At 68.0% G+C, this 19,688-nt stretch carries 19 protein-coding genes and 1 pseudogene; 9 read left to right on the plus strand and 11 right to left on the minus strand.

What is annotated here, in order from left to right; translation table 11 throughout:
* The 3 genes and pseudogenes from RM532_RS14790 to RM532_RS14800 all read left to right on the plus strand — a co-directional run.
* A pseudogene (locus RM532_RS14790) lies at nucleotides 1-707 on the plus strand (patatin-like phospholipase family protein); the annotation flags it as partial.
* 21 nt (nucleotides 708-728) lie between these two features.
* A complete protein-coding gene (locus RM532_RS14795) occupies nucleotides 729-1,316 on the plus strand; it encodes a Maf family protein (RefSeq protein ID WP_311654113.1) in 588 nt (195 codons plus the stop codon).
* On the plus strand, nucleotides 1,313-2,224 hold the full coding sequence (locus RM532_RS14800) for a bile acid:sodium symporter family protein (protein ID WP_311654114.1): 912 nt from the start codon (nucleotides 1,313-1,315) through the stop codon (nucleotides 2,222-2,224). The genes RM532_RS14795 and RM532_RS14800 overlap by 4 nt, the downstream gene beginning before the upstream one ends.
* Here RM532_RS14800 and RM532_RS14805 read toward each other — a convergent pair.
* The gene (locus tag RM532_RS14805) at nucleotides 2,221-3,366 is read right to left on the minus strand and encodes an alpha/beta fold hydrolase (protein WP_311654115.1); all 1,146 of its coding nucleotides are present in this window, start codon (nucleotides 3,364-3,366) and stop codon (nucleotides 2,221-2,223) included. The genes RM532_RS14800 and RM532_RS14805 overlap by 4 nt on opposite strands.
* Nucleotides 3,367-3,423: 57 nt before the next feature.
* On the minus strand, nucleotides 3,424-4,101 hold the full coding sequence (gene msrA / locus RM532_RS14810) for a peptide-methionine (S)-S-oxide reductase MsrA (RefSeq protein WP_311654116.1): 678 nt from the start codon (nucleotides 4,099-4,101) through the stop codon (nucleotides 3,424-3,426).
* 81 nt (nucleotides 4,102-4,182) lie between these two features.
* On the opposite strand from msrA, the gene RM532_RS14815 reads away from it, so the two are divergent.
* Nucleotides 4,183-4,797 carry a class I SAM-dependent methyltransferase gene (locus RM532_RS14815; RefSeq protein WP_311654117.1) on the plus strand — a complete coding sequence of 205 codons (615 nt, stop codon included), beginning with the start codon at nucleotides 4,183-4,185 and terminating at the stop codon, nucleotides 4,795-4,797.
* Nucleotides 4,798-4,813: 16 nt separating this feature from the next.
* Here RM532_RS14815 and RM532_RS14820 read toward each other — a convergent pair whose 3' ends face one another.
* The 5 genes from RM532_RS14820 to RM532_RS14840 all read right to left on the minus strand — a co-directional run bounded on the left by RM532_RS14820 (nucleotide 4,814) and on the right by RM532_RS14840 (nucleotide 10,894).
* The gene (locus tag RM532_RS14820) at nucleotides 4,814-6,739 is read right to left on the minus strand and encodes an N-acyl-D-amino-acid deacylase family protein (protein WP_311654118.1); all 1,926 of its coding nucleotides are present in this window, start codon (nucleotides 6,737-6,739) and stop codon (nucleotides 4,814-4,816) included.
* An 83-nt stretch (nucleotides 6,740-6,822) separates the two neighbouring features.
* Nucleotides 6,823-8,577: a pyrroloquinoline quinone-dependent dehydrogenase gene (locus RM532_RS14825; protein ID WP_311654119.1), complete on the minus strand. Its 1,755-nt coding sequence runs from the start codon at nucleotides 8,575-8,577 to the stop codon at nucleotides 6,823-6,825.
* Nucleotides 8,574-9,884: an MFS transporter gene (locus tag RM532_RS14830; RefSeq protein ID WP_311654120.1), complete on the minus strand. Its 1,311-nt coding sequence runs from the start codon at nucleotides 9,882-9,884 to the stop codon at nucleotides 8,574-8,576. Before RM532_RS14830 ends, RM532_RS14825 begins: the two co-directional genes overlap by 4 nt.
* An 81-nt stretch (nucleotides 9,885-9,965) precedes the next feature.
* Complete coding sequence (locus RM532_RS14835; RefSeq protein ID WP_311654121.1) at nucleotides 9,966-10,370, minus strand: gamma-glutamylcyclotransferase family protein; 405 nt, start codon at nucleotides 10,368-10,370, stop codon at nucleotides 9,966-9,968.
* Nucleotides 10,371-10,450: 80 nt separating this feature from the next.
* A complete protein-coding gene (locus RM532_RS14840; RefSeq protein ID WP_311654122.1) occupies nucleotides 10,451-10,894 on the minus strand; it encodes an Hsp20/alpha crystallin family protein in 444 nt (147 codons plus the stop codon).
* A 127-nt stretch (nucleotides 10,895-11,021) separates the two neighbouring features.
* Between RM532_RS14840 and RM532_RS14845 the strand changes: the two genes are divergently transcribed.
* From RM532_RS14845 to RM532_RS14860, 4 genes are read left to right on the plus strand one after another with little or no spacing between them, the layout of a single operon-like run.
* Nucleotides 11,022-11,804, plus strand: coding sequence for an NUDIX hydrolase (locus tag RM532_RS14845; protein ID WP_311654123.1), 783 nt, complete (start codon nucleotides 11,022-11,024; stop codon nucleotides 11,802-11,804).
* Nucleotides 11,797-12,636, plus strand: a complete 840-nt coding sequence (locus tag RM532_RS14850; RefSeq protein WP_311654124.1) for an MBL fold metallo-hydrolase — start codon at nucleotides 11,797-11,799, stop codon at nucleotides 12,634-12,636. Before RM532_RS14845 ends, RM532_RS14850 begins: the two co-directional genes overlap by 8 nt.
* Nucleotides 12,611-12,895, plus strand: a complete 285-nt coding sequence (locus RM532_RS14855; protein ID WP_311654125.1) for a DUF3862 domain-containing protein — start codon at nucleotides 12,611-12,613, stop codon at nucleotides 12,893-12,895. The genes RM532_RS14850 and RM532_RS14855 overlap by 26 nt, the downstream gene beginning before the upstream one ends.
* Entirely contained in the window at nucleotides 12,892-13,662 is a 771-nt protein-coding gene (locus RM532_RS14860; protein ID WP_311654126.1) for a crotonase/enoyl-CoA hydratase family protein, read from the plus strand. The genes RM532_RS14855 and RM532_RS14860 overlap by 4 nt, the downstream gene beginning before the upstream one ends.
* 150 nt (nucleotides 13,663-13,812) lie before the next feature.
* Here the strand turns inward: RM532_RS14860 and RM532_RS14865 are convergent, their stop codons facing one another.
* Nucleotides 13,813-14,544, minus strand: a complete 732-nt coding sequence (locus RM532_RS14865; RefSeq protein WP_311654127.1) for a dienelactone hydrolase family protein — start codon at nucleotides 14,542-14,544, stop codon at nucleotides 13,813-13,815.
* A 171-nt stretch (nucleotides 14,545-14,715) separates the two neighbouring features.
* Here RM532_RS14865 and RM532_RS14870 point away from each other — a divergent pair, with 171 nt between their 5' ends.
* Entirely contained in the window at nucleotides 14,716-16,488 is a 1,773-nt protein-coding gene (locus RM532_RS14870; RefSeq protein WP_311654128.1) for an AMP-dependent synthetase/ligase, read from the plus strand.
* A gap of 3 nt (nucleotides 16,489-16,491) precedes the next feature.
* Here the strand turns inward: RM532_RS14870 and RM532_RS14875 are convergent, their stop codons facing one another.
* Genes RM532_RS14875 through RM532_RS14885 form a run of 3 tightly spaced genes read right to left on the minus strand, consistent with a single transcriptional unit; the run spans nucleotide 16,492 to nucleotide 19,641 of the window.
* On the minus strand, nucleotides 16,492-17,286 hold the full coding sequence (locus RM532_RS14875; protein ID WP_311654129.1) for an enoyl-CoA hydratase-related protein: 795 nt from the start codon (nucleotides 17,284-17,286) through the stop codon (nucleotides 16,492-16,494).
* Between the two features lie 19 nt (nucleotides 17,287-17,305).
* Entirely contained in the window at nucleotides 17,306-18,994 is a 1,689-nt protein-coding gene (locus tag RM532_RS14880) for an isovaleryl-CoA dehydrogenase (protein ID WP_311654130.1), read from the minus strand.
* Entirely contained in the window at nucleotides 18,991-19,641 is a 651-nt protein-coding gene (locus tag RM532_RS14885) for a TetR/AcrR family transcriptional regulator (protein WP_311654131.1), read from the minus strand. The genes RM532_RS14880 and RM532_RS14885 overlap by 4 nt, the downstream gene beginning before the upstream one ends.
* Nucleotides 19,642-19,688: the final 47 nt, after the last annotated feature.

The following is a 19,688-nucleotide window of genomic DNA, read 5'->3' on the forward strand; positions in this document are numbered from 1 at the left end:
GGGGAGTGCTCGAACATCCCCGCTTTCGCCTGACGGCAATCACCGCCCGCGGCCGGGGGCCGGCCGCGGCTGAAGGTCGGCTGCCACTGGGAGCGGCGGGTATCGTTGCCGCGACGCTCAACCTCGCCCGGCGGTCCTGGCTTGCCTTACTGTTCGAGCGGGTACTGTTCCAATCGCCGCAGGCGAAGGCACGCTTTGCGATGGACCGGATTGCCACCCGGCGCGTGGCCCTGAGCCGTGACAATGCGGCGGACGCCATCTATGCCAGCGGAAGCATTCCACTGCTCATGGCCGGCGTGCGCGATCCCGCCGGGGCCCCGCGCGGTTGTTACCGCGACGGCGGCATCGTCGACTATCACATCGATCAGCCGCTGACCGAGGACGGGGTTGTCCTGATGCCGCATTTTGCCACCCGGGTGACACCCGGCTGGTTCGACAAATGGGCGCGCCGTCATCCGCGCTTCACCGGGCGGCTGGTCCTGGTCGGGCCGGGCCCCGGTCTGCTGGCTCGTCTACCTCACGGACGCGTGCCGGACCGACAGGATTTCCGCCGTTATGCCGGTAATGACGACGCACGCATTCGTGACTGGAGACAGGCGGTCGGCGAGGGCGAGCGATTCGCCGAGGCTTTTGCGCGTACCCTCGATCACCAGTCGCTGGCGGCTGAGGTCCGGCCCTTGGCCATGACGCACCAATCGATTTACTGAGTCCAACGCCCGAGCCAAACGATGCATGACCGTTACGCCGCCGACCCGTTGATCGGCCTGGCCTCGCAATCACTGCGCCGGTCGGCGCTGCTGGACCAGATCGGAGTCGCCCACGCGATCATCCGGATCGCGGTCGACGAACAGCCGGTGGCGGGGGAACAACCGGATGATTACGTCATCCGCCTGGCGCTGGCCAAGGCCGAGGCCGGTCGGCGCGTTCGTCCGGATCTGCCCGTTCTCGGCGCCGATACCGCGGTGGTCATCGACAGCCGGATTCTCGGCAAGCCGACGGACCGCGCGGATGCGTTACGCATGCTCGATACGCTGAGTGGGCGGGTGCACGAAGTCTATACTGGCGTTGCCCTCGCCGGGACAGCCTCCGATCACGTGCTCAGCGTCAGCCGTGTCACGCTGGATACCATCGATCCGGCTCGCGCCGAAGCCTACTGGGCGTCGGGTGAACCCGTCGACAAGGCCGGCGCCTATGCCATTCAGGGCCTGGGCGCGGTCTTTGTCCGGCACCTGGCCGGAAGCTATTCCGGGGTGATGGGGCTGCCGCTGGCCGAGACCGCGGAATTGCTGGCCGGCTACGGCATTCGTCGGCCGTGATTCTGGCGGTTGCCCTGACGCGGGGACTGCCGCTGTTCGCGCTGCTGGCCGCTTCGGCGGCGTTCGTCTGGCCGGGCGTGTTCACGCCGGGCCGCGATCTGATCGTGCCGTTGCTGATGCTGATCATGTTCGGCATGGGCGCCACCCTGACCCCGGCGGATTTCCGCCGCGCACTTGCACGCCCCGGCGCCATCGGCCTGGGCGTGACGCTCCAGTATCTGGCGATGCCCCTCGTGGCGTGGTTGATTGCCATCCTCATGGGGTTGCCCGATCAGATAGCAGTGGGGCTGATCCTGCTGGGAGCCGTGTCGGGCGGCACCGCTTCCAACGTGATCTGTTATCTGGCTCGTGGTGACCTGGCCCTGTCCATTTCCATGACGGCCGTATCGACGCTGGTCGCGGTGGTGGCCACGCCGGTGCTTACCTGGCTGTACGCCGGTCGCGGCGTACCGGTGCCGGTGTTCGACATGATGCTCAGCATCACGCGGATCGTGATCCTGCCGGTATGTGCGGGCATGGCGCTGAACGTGCTGGCCGGTGCCCGTCTGGCCGGACTCAAGCCCTGGCTGCCGGTGGTGTCGACCGTGGGCATCGTGCTGGTGATCGGCATCATCGTGGCGCTCAATCGTGAATCACTCGCCAGCCTGGGGCCGGCCGTCGTGCTGGCGGTGGTACTGCACAACGGCGTTGGTCTGGCGCTGGGCTATGGCGCGGCCATGGCGATCTGGGGCGATTCCGTGCGGGCGCGCACCATCGCCATCGAGGTCGGCATGCAGAACTCCGGGCTGGCGGTGGCACTGGCCACCCAGTACTTCAGCGCCGCGGCAGCGATGCCGGGGGCGCTGTTCTCGGTGTGGCACAACCTGTCGGGTTCGGTGCTGGCGGCCTGGTGGGCGCGCCGGGCCTAATCCGAACGCTCGGCCAGCCATTCCGCGGCCATGCGCCAGGTATTGGCGGGCGCCTTGCCGCCGGCGAATACGCCCGCGTGGCCGCCCGGCGCCACGGCAAAGGTCTTGTCCCCGGACATCACCACATCCATGACGGCGCGGGCGCTGGCCTCGCCCACCAGCGTGTCGTTGTCGCCGGCGATTGCCAGCAGCGCGCAGTGGATATGCTCGAACTTCGCTTCCGAGTCGCCCAGCGTGATGCGGCCGGTGGCCAGGGCGTTGTCCAGCCCCACCTTGACGAAGAAATCCTGCACGATGCCGCCGGGGTAATCGAGCATGTGGTCGAACCAGCGGCTGGTAGTGGTGTGAACCTCCACATACTGGCGATCGGCCAGGTGCACGAGCAGATCCCAGTAGGTCATCAGGCTGCCCACCGGGGCGGTCATCTTGAACAGTAGGGAATTGGCCCAGCCGGGGACCTGGAGATAGCCAGGATCCATGTCGTGGAGCCGGAAACCGGTGTAGCGCCGGACCAGGTAGGTGGGCAGGTTCAGCAGCATCAGGACCCGCGCGGCCAGGGTGGAATCGTGCATGTCGATGGGACTGGCCACGGTGACGATGTTGCGGATATGCGCATCGCCCGACACGCCGGCGTAGATCAGCGAAAACAGCCCGCCCATGCAGTAGCCGAACAGGGTCAGGTCGGTTTCGCCGGAATGGCGCCGAACTTCGGCCAGCGCTGCCGGCATCATCTCCATGGTGTATTCGCGCACACCCAGATGGGAATGTTCGCGCCCGGGTTCGCCGAAATCGAGCAGATAGACATCGAACCCCCGGGCAAGCAGGTAGCGCACCAGACTGCGTTCGGGCAGCAGATCGAAGATCAGCGTGCTGGCCGCCAGCGGCGGCACCAGTACGACCGGAGTGCGATGACGGCGCCGGGCCACCGGGATGCGGTCGTCCCCCACCCGAATGGTGCGGCTGGTCAGCGGCGGATAGTGACGCAGCTTGAGCAGGCCCGACTCGAGCAGCACCTCGTAGGGTGTCTGATCCGCCTTGATCAGGCGCTCGGGCCGGAACAGCCGGTCGTAGCCGTTGGTCAGCGCCTGCGACAACCCCCCGGCGCGGCCGGGTCGTGCGTCCGGCGTGAATCGTCTGAACATGAAAACCCCCGATGTCGGGGGTTCATGATACGCGCCGGGCCATCGGGCAACCAGCGATCAGGGCTTGCCGGCGGCGTCGCCCCAGAGCTCCTCCAGCCGGTCCGTCCGGCCGCAGGCGTTCTTGTAGAAGTTGTAGCGGACCGGCTTTTTCTCGTAATAGTTCTGGTGGTAATCCTCGGCGGCGTAGAAGGTCCGGGCCTCGCGGATCGGGGTGACAATGGGCGAGGGGGCATCAGCGTCGTCCTTCAGGGCCTGGCGCGAGGCCTCGGCCAGCCGGCGCTGCTCGTCATCGGCCACGAATATTGCACTCAGGTAGGAGTGCCCCTTGTCGCAGAACTGCCCGCGATCGTCGGTGGGGTCGACGTTGTGCCAGAACGATTCCAGCAGCGTCTGGTAGGTGACGATGGACGGGTCGTAGCGGACCTGGACCGCTTCCAGATGGCCGGTATCCTCGTAAGTGACCTGCTCGTAGGAGGGGTCTTCCACGTCGCCGCCGGTATAACCGGAGATGGTCTCGACCACGCCTCGCACCTCATCGAAAGCCTGCTCCACGCACCAGAAGCAGCCACCGGCGAACACCGCCGTCGCCAGGTCATCACTGGCCGCGGCCTCGCTGGTGTCATCGTTCGCGGCCGCCGCCGCTTCGGTCTCGTTGCCGGAAGTCGATTCGGCGCAGGCCGGCAGCATGGTGACGGCTGCCGTCAGGGTCAGCGTCATCGCTATCCATCGCATCATCGTGTTACCTGCCGTGGGTTCGCTCAGTAGACCGTGCTGCGGTCATAATACTTGCCCGGAATAGTACGTCAGGACCGACCGATGGGATTCTACGATCGCTACTGTCTGCCGCTGCTGCTGGATTTCGCCTGCGGCATGAAACCCATCCGCAAGCAGCGGGAGAAAATCCTGCCGCTGGCCCGCGGCCAGATTCTCGAAGTGGGCATCGGCACCGGCCTGAACCTGGCGCATTACGACCCCGCGAAGGTGGAAAAGATCTGGGGTCTGGACCCGGCAACCGACATGCACCGCAAGGCCAGGAAGCGGCTGGCCGGCACCTCACTGGACGTGGAGCTGATGCCCCTGTCGGCGGAAACCATTCCTGGCGAGGATGCCCGATTCGACACCGTGGTGCTGACGTACACGTTGTGCAGCATTCCCGACCCGGTGGCCGCTCTGCGGGAGATGAAGCGGGTGCTCAAGCCGGGTGGCCAACTGATCTTCTGCGAGCATGGCAAGTCGCCGGACCCCGGCGTGGCCCGCTGGCAGGAACGGCTGACGCCCGCCTGGCGCAGGATTGCCGGTGACTGCCGCATCGGCCGCGACATCCCGGCGCTGCTCGCCGAGGGCGGGTTCACGCCTGACGATCTTCAGCAGGGCTACATTCCCGGCCCGAAACCGCTGGCCTACAATTACTGGGGCACGGCGCCCAGCTGATCGCTGCGCGATCGGCTCAGGCGGCTTCGGCCGCGGTGTTGGCGCCGCTCGTTTCCCGGGGATGATCCAAGTGCCGCAAGGCGCGTCCGAGGGTCTGTCGGCCCAGCGCCGGCATGAAATCCCCGTCGCGCCAGGCGAAATGGCCGTTGACCATCACGTGCCGCACCACGTCCGGCACACGGTTGACCATCTGGTGGTGATCGAACTCGTCGCGCCAGACATGCTGCACGGTGATGCCCGGATCCCAGGCCCGCAGGGCTTGAGGATCGATGACGGTGATATCCGCCTGGGCGCCGATATCGAGGGTGCCGGCGGTCAGACCGAGGAACTCGGCCGGCTCCCGCGTCAGCCGCCGCACCTGGGTGGCCACCTGCGCCGGGCCGTCCTCGTCGGCGAGCTTGAGCGTTCTCAGGTTGCCGTCGTAGAAGGCCATGTTGGTCAGATGCGCGCCGGAGTCGTTGAAGCCGGGCAGGATCAGCGGATGGAACAGCAGCTTCTTGAGCATCGCCGGATCACGGTTGGCCACCGTGACGTGCCAGCGCAGATCGGTGTCGAAGGTGCGCAGCAGGTAGATGAAGAAATCGCAGTCGTCGCCCACCGGGTTCGGCATCGCGGCGAATGCGGCCTGTTCCCCGGTCGAGCGCGCCGCGCCGGTTTCGCCGGCCTGCCACCGCCGCAGCCGCTCGAAGACCACCTGCATCGATTCGCCGACCCATTCCGGCGCGCCGCCGGCGTCCACGAACATGTCGTCGAGCCGGCGGCTTAGAACTTCGTCTTCCAGCCGCAGCTTGCGTTTGAGGTTGGCCAGGTTGAAGCCTGACTTGCCCTTGCGCCACATGGTGCGGAAGCGGGCCACGAAGTCCGGGTCGTCGAGGATGCGCCGGCGGGCCGCCCGGTCTTCCAGGTCCGGCTCGTTGAGCTCGCGAAGTTCCGGAATTTCCTCGGACAGCGGGGTGATCGGCCCATCAGCCCACACGGTGAACGGGGCTGACAGCGCCTGTAGCCGGAAGCGGCCGTTGATCAAACGCGAGTTGAGCAGCTTCGACAGCACCAGCCCCATGCGGCCGATGGAGCGGTTGGTGGTCACGTCCAGCGCGGCCACTGCGGTCAGCTTGAGCGGCTTGCCGAACAGCCGCCCGCTGGTGAGCAGGAACTTGCGGATGATCGACGGCCGGCTGTCCTTGTTGGGCGTGGCCTGCCACACGCGGTCGCGTTCACGCAGGATGCCGGTGAGCCGCTTGAGCTCGGCATAGGTGGCGAACTGGGTGGGAATTCGCACCCGCCGGTGCGGATCGTTGGCCAGATAATGGAAGGGCAGGTCATCGGTGGAAAAGCCGAGATAGCCCTCGTCCATGCCCTTTTCCAGCAGCCGGGCCATGGTCTCGATCTCGGCATCGGTCGGCGGCCGTGACACGCTCTCCTGCAGGCCCATCACCTCGATGCGCAGCATCGAGTGCGGAATCATCGGCGCGATGTTCGGGCCCAGGGCCAGCTGGTCGAAATGCTCCAGATAGCCGCCGGACTCGTTCCAGGTGATCTGGTCCCCCACCTTCTGCAGCACGTGCTTGGGGATGTTCTCCACCCGGGCGAAACAGTCCACCAGCGGGTCCTGGCCGGCCTTGCGCTGGTTGCCGAAGGCCATGCCCAGGCTGCAGTTGGCCACCAGGGCCGTGGTGGTGCCGTGGCGGATGGCCTCCGGCAGCCCCGGCGCCAGTTCTACCTCGAGGTCGAAATGGGTGTGGATATCGAGCAGGCCGGGCATCAGCCACAGGCCCTCGGCCTCGATCACCTCCGCGGCCGCGCTACCGGGCAGGTCCGGCCCGCGTGCGGCGATGCGGCCGCCGACGATGGCGATGTCCTCAACCTGCGGTAATGCGCCCTGGCCATCGAACACCAGCGCGCCGCGGATCAGTACATCCCATTGATCAGGTCTGGCAATCACGGTAACCCTCCCGGGCAGCACGGTAACCTGCCCCTAGGAGACCGCGCATGCCGGTATTTGTCCAGTCCGGGGCTGGCAGCGTTCTAGTCGGGCAGGGCGAACACCAGCAGCCGGTCCCCGGTAGGGAAGCCGAAAAGCCCGTTGCCGCCTGCCGCGACCGCCAGATACTGGCGCCCGTCGACGCGATAGGTGACGGCCGGCGCGTTGACGCCGTACTCGGCCTGGTGGGTCCACAGCGTGGTCCCGGTTTCCGCATCCAGCGCATGGAACGCGCCATTACCCTCACCGGTGAATACGAGGTCGCCGGCGGTCGCCAGCAGGCCGCCGACCATGGGTTGATCGAAGCGCCGCTGCCAGATCAGCTTCCCGGTGATCGGGTCGATGGCGCTGACGTTGCCCCAGTCCGGCTCGTCGGTGAAGCGGAAGTAGCCGTAGCTTTCCCAGGGGCTGTCGGGGCCTGCTTCCAGCGGTTTGATGAAATAGGTCGCCGGTTTGTGAATGCCCTGCACGTAGATCAGCCCCCGCGCCGGATGCCGGGCCGCGGGGGACCAGCTGGCGCCACCCAGGATCGCCGGCGTGACCCGGGTGCCGTCCTCGGTGGGCGGCGCAAACAGATTCTCCTGGGGTACGAAAGGGTCGGAACGTTTCACCAGTTCGCCGCTGGTCCGGTCCAGCAGATACAGCCAGCCGGTCTTGCCGGCCTGGGCCAGCAGCTTGCGCGGCTTGCCGTCGATTTCGGCGTCGAACAGTACGGGCGGGCTGGCGGCCTCGTAGCCCCATTGGTCGTGGGGCACCTGCTGAAACGCCCAGGCCAGTTCGCCGGTGTCGATGTCCAGGGCCACGATGCTGGAGGTGTGGCGGTTGTCGCCGGGCCGGGACTGGCCGTCGATCTGCGGCGACGGGTTGCCGGTGCCCACGTACAGCAGCCCCAGTTCCCGGTCGACCGCCGGGGCCTGCCAGATCGACCCGCCGCCCACGCGCCAGGCGCCGCCGTGTTCCGCCATGGCGGCGCGCTCTGCGTCGATGTCGCGTTTCAGAGGCGTGCCGCCGGGCGTGGTGGCGGCGAAGTCGCCCGCCCAGTCAGCCTCGTTGACGGTGTGCCAGCGCCAGAGCTCCTTGCCGGTATCGGCGTCGAAGGCCGCGAGGAAGCCGCGCAGGCCCTTGTCACCGCCGGCAATGCCGATCACCGACAACTGTTGCTGTCCCTGCTCGTCGGTTTCGACGTGCAGGCCGTAGCCCGCGCCGCTGGTGCCCACGAACACCTTGCCGTCGACCACCTGCGGCGCCATGTTGAAGGACAGCCCGGTCGCGCCGACCACCTTGCCGCCCTTGAAGTGGGGATTGCCGGTGATGGCGGCCACCGCCTCGGCGGCGTCCGGCCGGGTATTGCTCGGCTGGACGTCCCAGATCACCTCGCCGGTATCGGCATCCAGCGCGATCAGCCGCGCATCGATGGTGCCCAGGAATACCCGGTTTCCGGCCACCGCGACCCCGCGGCTGGAGGGCCCGCAGCAGAACTTGTCGGTGGTGGTTTCGTGGCGATAGCGCCAGAGTTGCTCACCGCTGGTCGCGTCGAGGGCGACCACATCGTTGTAGGGCGTGGACAGGTACATCCGGTCGCCGTGCACGATGGGCGTGGCCTGGAAGCTGGCCTTGCGACCGTTATCGTGCTGCCAGACCAGTTCCAGGTCGTCCACGTTGTCCCGGTTGATCTGCGACAGGGTCGCGAACCGCGTGTTGGCGTGGTCGCCGCCGTGCAGGGGCCAGTCGTCCGGGCTCGCCCCGACGCCGGTGCTTATCAGGATGGCCGCCAGCGCGGCCCGTGTCGTGTTGTTCATTGCACCTCCGGTAATCGAATGGCCAGCAGGCTGCCGGCGATGGCAAGCAGGGCCAGCAACGTCAGCGCCGCGGGTGTGCCCAGCAATGCCGCCAGCGACGCCAGTCCGCCGCCCACCAGCAAGAGTACGCCGATCAGCGTATTACTGACGGCGGTGTAGGCGGCCCGGTGCTCGGCATCGGCCAGATCCACCAGATAAGTCTTGCGCGCCAGCCGGACGCCGGCATGCAGCCACATCAGCGCAAAGAACGCGGCGGCCAGCAGCAGCGTGGGGGTCTGGAACAGCCCCATGGCGGCCACTGCCAGATGCACCAGTGCGGCCAGCAGACCGGTGGCGATCAGCACCCGGCGGGCCGAGCGGTCCGAGGCCCGTCCCCACCAGGGTGCGCCGAGCAGGTCCGCCAGTCCGCTGACCGCCAGGAATACCGCGAAGCTGGTCAGCGTGCCGCCGCCCTGGCGCGCCAGGTCAACATAGAACGGCGCCCCCAGGGCGGTGGAAACGAGCAGGCCCCGAACCAGGATGAAGCGGGCGAACGCCGGGTGATCCTGTACCAGGCGCAGATTGGCCCAGGCCTCGGTCAGGGCGTTGCCGCCGCCGCTGGTGGCGCCGGGCACTTCGCGCAGGCCGGCAAACACTGCCGCGGCAATCAGCCAGAGCAGGCCGGCCATCGCCAGCAGACCCGCGAGCATGGCCGGGGCGTCCGACAGCCCCGGCCACAGCAGTACCAGCGCCGACAGCAGCAGGGCGAACCCGCCCGCGCCACTGGCGGCGTAACCGGATAACGTTCCCCGCCGGGTCTTGGCAATGGTCTTGCCGAGCACGTCCTTGTAGGCCACGGATGCCACGCCCCGGCCCAGCGACAGCAGGGCCAGAAGTGCGAGCAGCGTGGCCCCGGCGGCGGCACCCTCCAGCGACCACGCGGTCCAGGCCATGCCCGCCGCGGCCAGCCCCTGGGTCGCGGCACCGGCCACCCAGAACCACTTGCGTACCGACACCCGGCGCATCCAGCCGGCCACCGCCAGTTGCGGCAGTAGCGCCAGCGCCTCGCGCAGCGGCACCAGCCAGCCCAGCATCCAGGGCGGGGCGCCGAGCGATCCCAGCAGCCAGGGCAGGGTCAGTTTCGGGCTGGCCAGCAGGTCGCCGGCCTTGTTGGCGAACAGCGCCGGCAGGTGGACGAAGAAATTGGCCGGCTGCTCCCGGCACGCGTCGTCGGAAATATCGCGACAGACCCGCGCGTCCTCGTCACCCGTGACCAGGTCGTAGAGATCGCGGACTGGGCTGGCGGGCGGCGTCGCCGGGTGAGTCATGCGCGTAACAGCCGGGGTGTGAACCAAGTCAGCGCCGCATCATGCCCCGGAACGTCGACGGGTTGGAAGACGGGAACACGATCAGCGTCGACGGGCCGATCCGCGTCCCGGCAAGCGCCGGCGTTGGCACCAGTCCCCGGCAAGGCGTGGCCATCGCGGATCGATCGTGGCCACCCACAGATACAGCCAGGCGTCACCGTAAGGCGTGTCGATGCGCCAGCGATTGTAGCTGCGTGATATGTCCTCGAGACGATCCAGTGTTCGCAGGGTGGCCCGGTCCACCGCATAGACCTCGCCGACCAGCGCATGGCGCCCGCGGGCCGCGGCGGCCGGAAACGGGCCGGTATCGAACAGGTGATAACGGGGCGGTGTCACCGCCCGGCCGAGATAGGCCGCGTTGCGCAGGTACCCGGCGTTGGATTCGCCGCGGCGCAGGGTGCCGTAGACGAACACGCGAATCGGCTGGCTGTCGGTCAGGTCGTGCATGGGCAGCGGCGAGTGGCAGGCAAAAGAGAAACGCCGCCCGAGGGGGCGGCGTTGACGCACATGGTCTAACGGTCGGCCGATCAGTGCTGGACCGTGATCTTGCGCGGCTGCGTGGCGGCGCGCTTGGGAATCGTGATCTCGAGTACCCCGTGACTGCCGCGGGCCTCGACCGCGTCGGCGTCGACCGTATCCGGCAGGGTGAATCGACGGTGGAACCGGCCACGGGCGCGTTCCACCCGTCGGCGCACATCACCGTCGCTGGCGTCTGGCACGATCTGTTCGCGATCGCCGCTGAGGGAGAGCACGCCGTTTTCCAGCGTGATGTCGATCGCCTCCGGGGCGACGCCCGGCACGTCGGCGTAGAGCACGAATCGTTCCGGGTACTCGTGGATGTCCACCGCCGGCACCCAGTCCGCCGTGGCGCTGCTGGACTCGGCGGGTTGGCCCGATTCATCGAACAGCCGGTTGATGTCGTTCTGGAGCTGGGAGAACAGGCTCCAGGGTTCGTAGCGCATCATGTTCATGACTACCTCCTGTATTCTTGAAGAATGAGCCTTGGCTCGACATCTGCTGAATAGGGACCGCGGTGGGCGTTTTCAAGACGCCCTCATTGCCTGTTCGGCGTCCTGATAATCCAAACGATCTAGCTTGATGACATCGCCCGAGGAACAGGTCGCCATCCGCGACGCCGCCACCGTCGTGATTCTCCGGGATGGTCCCGGTGGCCCCGAGACTTTCATGCTGCGCCGCAACCGCCGGACCGTGTTCGGTCCGGGGGCGCATGTGTTTCCCGGCGGTGCCGTGGACCGTGCCGATGCCGCCGCGGACATGCTTGCCTGCTGTGACGGCCTCGATGACGCCGGTGCCAGCGCACAACTCGGCATCCCGGCCGGCGGCGCCGCGTTCTGGATTGCGGCCATCCGCGAATGTTTCGAGGAGGCCGGGGTATTGCTGGCCACCGATGACCAGGGCCAGCCGTTGCCGCCGGATATCGATCTCAGCGCCGAGCGGGCGGCTCTCAACGCCGGTGAAACCAGCCTGCGCGACATCTGCCACGAGCGCGGTCTGCGTCTGCCGCTGGATCGCATCGTCTACTACAACCACTGGATCACGCCCCCGGGCGAGCCACGGCGTTTTTCCACCCGCTTCTTCGCCTGCCCGGCGCCGGCGGGTCAGGCTGCGGTTCATGATGGTCAGGAAACCGTGGCCGGTCGCTGGCTGCAGGCGGCCGAGGCACTGGATCTGCACGCGCGCGGCGAGTTGCCGATGATGCCGCCCACCGTCCTGCAGCTGCGTTTTCTGGCCGAGTACGCTGACGTGGACGGCGTGATGTCGGTGTTGCGTGGCATCCGGGACGTACCCGCGGTATCACCCTCACTGGAGCGGGACGGTGACGGGTTTCGCGTGCTGCTGAGCACCGGCCGCCATGACTGACGAATTCGAGCCGGGTGTTGCGGTGCCGGTGGCGTCGGGGGTTCGGCGTATCACCGCCCCCAACGGCGGGCCGATGACCGGCCCTGGCACCAACACCTATCTAGTGGGCGAGCGCGACGTGGCGGTCATCGATCCGGGGCCGGACGATGCCGGGCATCTCGACGCCGTGGCCGAGGCCGCCGCCGGGCGGGCCCGCTGGATTCTGGTGACCCACAACCACCCCGATCACACCGCCGGCGCGCGGTCGCTGGCGCGGCGGCTCGGCCTCGGCGTACATGCCCATCCCACGCCCCTGGCCGGCATCCGCGAGGAAGGCTTTACACCGGATCATCACCTGACCGACGGTCAGCGCATCGCGGGTGAGGGACTGGCCCTGCGCTGCCTGCACACCCCCGGCCACAGCGCCGACCACGTGTGTTTCCTGCTGGAAGATCAGGGCCTGCTGTTTGCCGGCGATCACGTGATGGAGGGCGTGACGGTGGTGATCGCGCCGCCCGATGGCGACATGGCGGCCTATCTCGAGTCACTGCGCGCCCTGCAGCGCGAGCCCATCGAGATGCTGGCACCGGCCCATGGCGCGCTGCTGGATCGGCCCCGTCAACGCCTGGACGAGATCATAGCCCATCGGCTGGCGCGCGAATCCGAGATACTGGCGATGCTGGCCGGGCAACCGCGGACCGTGGACGGGCTAACCGGCGCCATCTATCCGACGCTGGCCGAGCCCATGCGCACGGTGGCCAGCTGGCAGGTCACGGCGCATCTGTTCAAGCTCCAGGCAGAAAAAAAGGTGACGCAAGGTGAAACCGATGGTGTCTGGCAACGTGTGGCGTAGCGCCGGGATCGGGGGTTTGCTCCTGTTGCTGGTCGCCTGCGACAACCGGGTGACCCGCGACAACTTCGACCGCATCGAGGAAGGCATGAGTCAGTCGGCCGTGATCGAGTTGCTGGGTGAACCGGACGAGCAATCCTCGATGGGAGTCGGCGGGTTCAGCGGCGCGACCCTGCGCTGGGTGGACGGGGATCGCAGCATTGCGGTGATGTTCGCCAACGAGGAAGTGGCCTTCCGCAGTTTCAGCCGGGCCGACCCGTGAGTGATGCCCCCGTTCTGACCCGGCGCGACGGCGCCACGCTGCTGGTCACCCTCAACCGGCCGGCAGCCCGCAATGCGGTCGACCGGCCCACCGCCGAGGCGCTGTCAGCCGCGTTCGAGCAGTTCGGGAACGATCCGGACCTGTCGGTGGCCGTTCTGACCGGCAGCGGCGGGCACTTCTGCGCTGGTGCCGACCTCAAGGCGGTGGCGTCGGGGGAACGGCGTAACCGGGTGGCGCCGGACGGCGACGGGCCGATGGGGCCGTCCCGGATGACGCTGTCCAAGCCGGTGATCGCCGCGGTGGAGGGCCACGCGGTGGCCGGCGGGCTGGAGCTGGCCTGCTGGTGCGATCTGCGCGTGGCGGCGGAAGATGCGGTGTTCGGCGTGTTCTGCCGGCGCTGGGGGGTGCCGCTGATCGATGGCGGCACCGTGCGCCTGCCGCGCCTGATCGGCGCCAGCCGGGCCATGGACATGATTCTCACCGGCCGGCCCGTGGATGCCCGCGAAGCCCTGGACTGGGGGCTGGTCAACCGCTGCGTGGCGCCCGGCACTGCCGAGGCGGCGGCGCTGGAACTGGCCCGCCAGCTGGCATCGTTTCCGCAGGACTGCCTGCGCCACGACCGGCTGTCCGCCCTCGAGCAGTGGTCGCTGCCGGCGGATTCGGCCCTGGCCAACGAGTTCGAGCACGGCCTGGCCTCGATCGAGCAGGCCGCCGCCGGGGCGTCCCGCTTCGCCGGCGGCGCCGGTCGCGGCGGTTCGTTCGACTAGGGGTTGCTGAAAAAGCAGCCCCCTAGCGCGGGACAGGGATGTCCCGCCGCCGGTCAAGCACGTAAGTGCTTGACCGGGCGAAGCCGAGACCGGACCTGCGCCGGTCTTGGCGTGCTGAAAAGGACAGGATGGTCCTTTTTCAGCATCGCCCTAGCGCGCGAACAGCTCGTCGAAGAAACGCTGCATGTGGGCCCAGGACCGCTGGGCGGCCGTGGCATCGTAGCCAACCCCGTCCATGCCCAGCGCGTCGGCAGCCGGGTTGGTGAAGGCGTGTTTCGCGCCGCCATGGGCGACGAAATGCCAGTCCACGCCGCCACGTTCGGCCATTGCCCGCTGCCAGGCGTCGGCGTTCGCTGCGGGCACCAGCGAGTCGGCCGCGCCGTGCTGGACGAGAATGGCGGCGTCGATGGCATCGTTGTCCCCGGGTACCGGCAGATTGCCGTGGAAGCTCACCACGCCGCCCAGGTCGGCGCCGCTGTAGGCCAGCTGCAGCACGCTGGTGCCGCCGAAGCAGAAGCCGATGGCCGCCAGCCGGTCGGCATCGACGCGATCATGTCCCGCCAGTTGCTCCAGTCCCGCCGCGGCCAGCCCGCGTAGTTCCGGGCCGGCAGCCTTGGACCATTCACCCGCCTCGGCCGGGTCCTCGGTGGTACGGCCGCCGCCATACATGTCGGCGGCGAAGGCCACATAGCCCATGGCCGCCAGATCGCGTGCTCGTTGCCTTGCGTAGTCGTTCAGGCCCCACCACTCGTGGATCACCAGCACCCCGGGGCGCGGCCCCTCGAGGCTGTCGTCATACGCGACATAGCCGCGATGTTCGGTGCCGTCGATGTCGTAGGACAGGGTATCGGTGCGAATGTCGGCTTGGGCGGTGGCGGTCATGGCAATCAGGCCGAGGGCTAACAGGCGAGGGAACATGGCAGGTCGAAGGATCAGGGAAGCCGGAGCCGAAGACTAGCCCGGTGAGCGGCGGCGGTCCAAACCCCGGATCGTTTGCTACCATCAACGGCCGCTGAACGAACGGTCAATTACCACAAGAGGGGGAAGCGCCGCATGAGCGAGAACGTGATCCAGATTTTCCGCCAGACTGCGCGCACGCGGGCGGATACGGCGGCGCTCAAGAGTCCGCAGGGCGATGGCTGGCAGACCATGACCTGGCGCGATTACGAGCGCGACGTCATGCTGGCCGCGCGCGGTTTCATGGCGCTCGGGCTGGAACGCGGACGGGCGGTGTCCATCATCGGCTTCAATCGGGCCGAGTGGCTGATTGCCGATCTGGCTGCGATCGCTGCCGGCGGGATGCCGGCAGGTATCTACACCACCTCCAGCGCGGAGCTGTGCGCTTACGTGGCCGGTCACTGCCGGGCCCAGGTCGTGGTGGTGGAAAACGCCGAGCATCTGGCCAAGTTCCAGAGGGTTCGCGACCAGCTGCCCGAGCTCAAGGCCATCGTGATGATGGACGGGTCCGACCCGGCCGAGGATGTCCATACCTGGGAGGAGCTGCTGGCGGTGGGCGATCAGACCGATAACGCCGAGGACCTGGAGGCCCGCATTGCCGCCCAGACTCGGGATGACGCCGCCACCCTGATCTACACCTCGGGCACCACCGGCAATCCCAAGGCCGTGCAGCTGTCGCATCACAACCTGATCTGGACCGCCAGTACCGTGGCCCGCAAGGTCGACGCCCGTGCCGGCGACGATCAGATCAGCTACCTGCCGCTGTCGCACATCGCCGAACAGATGTTTTCCATCCACGGTCCGATCACCTTCGGCGGCACCATCTGGTTCGCGCCCAGCCTGGAGGAACTCGGCGCCACGCTCGCCGCCGTGCGCCCGCAGACCTTCTTTGCCGTGCCCCGCGTGTGGGAGAAGATTCAGCATCGCATGCAGGCGGCCGGGGCCGAGGCCTCGCCGGTGCAGAAGAAGATCGTGGCCTGGGCGAAATCGGTGGGCCTGAAGGCCGCGGCGGCGGAGGAGAACGGCGGCAGTCGGCCGCTGCTGTATCCGCTGGCCGAGAAGCTGGTATTCAGCAAGGTCAAGCAGCGACTCGGTCTGGATCGCACCCGCTTCCGGGGTACTGGCGCGGCGCCGATCTCGCGCGAGACCCTGGACTTCTTCGCCGGCCTGGATCTGATGCTCTACGAGGTCTGGGGTCAGAGCGAAACCACCGGGGCCGGCACGCTCAACGTGCCTGGCCAGGTCAAGCGCGGGGCCATCGGCAAGCCCTATCCGGAAACCGAAATCCGCATCGCCGACGACGGCGAGATCCTGATGCGCGGTCCCAGCGTGTTCATGGGCTATCTCGACAACGAGGAAGCCACCCGCGACACCCTGGATGCGGACGGCTGGCTGCACACCGGCGATGTCGGCCACATCGACGACGACGGCTTCGTGCACATCACCGATCGCAAGAAGGAGCTGATCATTACCGCCGGCGGCGAGAACATCTCCCCGGCCCACGTCGAGGGCGAGCTCAAGACCATCGGCGTGGTCAGCCAGTGCTGCGTGATCGGCGATCGCCGCAAGTATTTGTCCGCCCTGATCACGCTGGACGAGGAATCCCTGCCGGAAGCCGCGGCTGCGGCCGGCAGCCCGGCGAAGACCCCCGCCGAAGCCGCCGAGTGTGATCGTTTCCGTGCCTGGTTCGACCAGCAGCTGGCTGCGGTCAACGCGCGTCTGGCGCGGGTGCAGACAATCAAGCACTACCGGTTGCTGGCGGAGGATTTCACCATCGACGGGGGCGAACTGACGCCGACCATGAAGCTCAAGCGCCGGGTGGTCTACGACAAGTACGCCGACCAGATCGAGGCGCTCTACGCCGACTAGCCGTCAGCGGCCGCGAAAGGTCGGCGGCCGCTTTTCCATGAAGGCGTTGATGGCCTCGGCGAAGTCCTCGGTGTGCTGGCAGGCATCCTGGTAATCGGCTTCGCCGGCCATCTGGCCGGCGAGGCTGTCACCCGCGCCGGCGTCGACCAGTTGCCGCGTCCAGGCCAGTGCCTGCGTGGGGCGGGCCGCCAGTGACGCCGCCAGCGACATCGCGGTGTCCTCCAGCTGGGCGTCGTCCACTACCTGCCAGATCAGACCCCAACGTTCGGCGCGTTCGGCGTCGATCACCTCGCCGGTGAGCATGGCACCCAGGGCTTTGGCCCTTCCGGCCAGCCGCGGCAGCAGATAAGTGGCCCCGGCATCCGGTACCAGGCCGATGCTGCTGAAGATCATCTGGAAAGCGCCGGCCCGGCCGGCTACCACCATGTCCACTGCCAGCGCCAGGCTGCAGCCGGCGCCGGCCGCGAGGCCCTGTACCGCCGACACCACCGGCATGTCCAGCCCGCGCAGCTTCTCGATCAGCGGGTTGTAGTGCACCCGTAGCGGGTCGCCCAGCTTGAAGTCGCCGCGGGTCATGCCGCTGCCCACGCCTTCCTTGAGGTCGGCGCCGCTGGAGAAGGCGCGGCCGTTGGCGCGCAGCAGCACTGCCCGGGCATTGTCGTCGGCCTCGGCGGCATCCAGTGCCTGGGGCAGTTCCCGCAGCATGGCCTGATTGAGGGCGTTGAGCTGGTCGGGCCGGTTCAGGGTGATGACGGCCACGCCGTCGCGGACGGTGGTGTCGAGGGTCTCGTATTGCATGGTGGCTTCCGGTGGAGGGTCAGGCGGGCCGTGCCCGTTCGACGATGGCGCGTTGATCGAGGCCGTCCGGCAGCGTGCCGTAGGCCAGATAGCTCTGCTCGCCCAGTCTGCCGGCACAGAAGGCCTGTGCCACCGGCTCATTGCCGGCGCGGATCAGGAGCGAAGCCTGCAGGCCCAGGGCCAGGTCTTCGGTGAACCGCCGCGCCCGGGGTTCGAGGTCGGCGGGCCGTTCGAGCTGTGCCAGCAGGCGGGCGAGATGGGCGTCGAATGCCGGATGCTGGCCGCGCGCGGCGCGCAGTTCGGCGATCACCGCCTCGACCGATTCGGCATCCCGGCTCATCGCTCGCAGCACGTCCAGGCACTGGACATTGCCCGAGCCCTCCCATATGGAATTGAGCGGCGACTGCCGGAACAGCCGCGGCATGATGGTTTCTTCCACGTAGCCGGCGCCACCCAGGCATTCCTGGGCCTCGTTGACCTGCGCGGGGGTGCGCTTGCAGATCCAGTATTTGCCTACCGGGGTGGCCAGGCGGGCGAACGCCTTTTCCGTCTCGTCGCCGTTGGCCGCGGCGCCGAATGCCCGCGCCAGCCGCAATGACAGCGCCAGGGCGGCTTCCGATTCCAGCGCCAGATCGGCCAGCACGTTGGTCATCAGCGGCTGGTCGATCAGGGGGCGGCCGAAGGCTTCGCGATGGGCGCAGTGGTGGATCGCCTGGGCGGTGGCCTGGCGCATCAGCCCGGCCGAGCCGACCATGCAGTCCAGCCGGGTCTGGCCGACCATCTCGATGATCGTGGGCACGCCACGACCCTCGGCCCCGATCATCCAGCCGAAGGCGCCGCGGAATTCGACTTCGGACGAGGCGTTGGAGCGGTCCCCCAGCTTGTCCTTGAGCCGCTGGATGTGGATGGCATTGCGGATGCCTTCCGGACGCCACTTGGGCAGCAGGAAGCAGGACAGCCCGCCCTCGCTGTAGGCCAGCACCAGAAAACCGTCGCACATGGGCGCCGAGAAGAACCATTTGTGGCCGACCAGCTTGTATTCGCGGCCGGGCCCGGGCCGGCCCAGCGGGGTGGCGCGGGTGGTATTGGCGCGTACGTCCGAACCACCCTGTTTCTCGGTCATGCCCATGCCGATGGTCAGCCCCGTCTTTTGCTCGAACGGGCGGCAGCTCGGGTCGTAATCCGGTGCCAGAATGCCCGGCAGCCACTGTTCGGCCACGTCCGGTTGATGTTGCAGCGCCGGGACCGCGGCGTGGGTCATGGTGATGGGGCACATGGTTCCGGACTCGAACTGATTGTGCAGGTAGGCCAGGGCCGAGCGGACCACCTGCGCGCCGTCGCGATCCGCCGTCCAGGTCAGGCTGTGCAGCCCGTGTTCCCTGGCCAGCTGCATGGACCGGTGATAGGCAGGGTGGAACTCGACCTCGTCGATGCGATGGCCGTAGCGATCGAAGGCCCGGAGCTTCGGCGGGTTCTCGTTGGCCTGGAATCCGATGTCCAGCAACTCTTCACCACAGACAGCCCCGAAGCGGCGCAGTCGGTCGTCGCCCCAGCCGCCGCCCTCGCGGGCCAGGGCGTCCACCAGCGCCTGGTCGCCGGTATAGGCGTTGGCGCCGGCCAGGGGCGGTGGCTGGTTGGTGACGTCGTGGGTGGGATGGGTAATGTCGGGCCAGTCGGCGCCGTGGTCGATCGGATCGGGATGGCTCATGGATGGCTCCGTGCCGAGACCGCGCGCAGGCACAGCGCCACGATCTCCTGGGTGAATTCGTTGACCGGCAATGCTGGCGGGTCGGCGGCCTGTGGCGACAGCGGGCCGACCAGTGTTTCCGCCAGCAGCCCGACCAGGGCGGTGGCGCTGAGATCGGGTGACTGCGGCGGAAATGCCGCCTGCCGGATGCCGTCATCAACAAGGTCCGCCAGAATCGCTGCATAGGTGCGCCGGAACACCAGCCGTTCGGCCTCCACCAGCGGGTCGACCGGCTCGGCGAGCAGCGCATAGGCCAGGCGCGGCGCCGCCAGCGCTCGCTGAATGAAGGTCTCGGCGACGCGCTGCAGGCGGATGGCGGCACTATCCGGCCCACCGGCGGCGGCCGCAACGGCATCGACTTCCTGCCCGGCCACGCGCTGGAATACGGTGGCGAACAGCTCCGCCTTGGACGGGAAATGCCGGTAGATGGTGCCGGTGGCCACACCGGCATCGGCCGCCACGATCTGCATCTGGGCCGCCTGATAACCGCCCGCGGCAATTCGCTGCCGCGCGGCCTGCAGAATGGCGGCCCGAGTGCTGGCTCGGCGCGACCTGATGAGGTTGGTTTCCCGGTAGGCGATGACAGTGGTTCGGCGTGGGCTGCCCAAGAAGTGAACCGGGATTCACATCACCTGTCAAGCCGGCCGTGACAAGC

The organism is Spectribacter hydrogenoxidans (assembly GCF_031846275.1).
GTDB lineage: Bacteria > Pseudomonadota > Gammaproteobacteria > Nevskiales > Salinisphaeraceae > Spectribacter > Spectribacter hydrogenoxidans.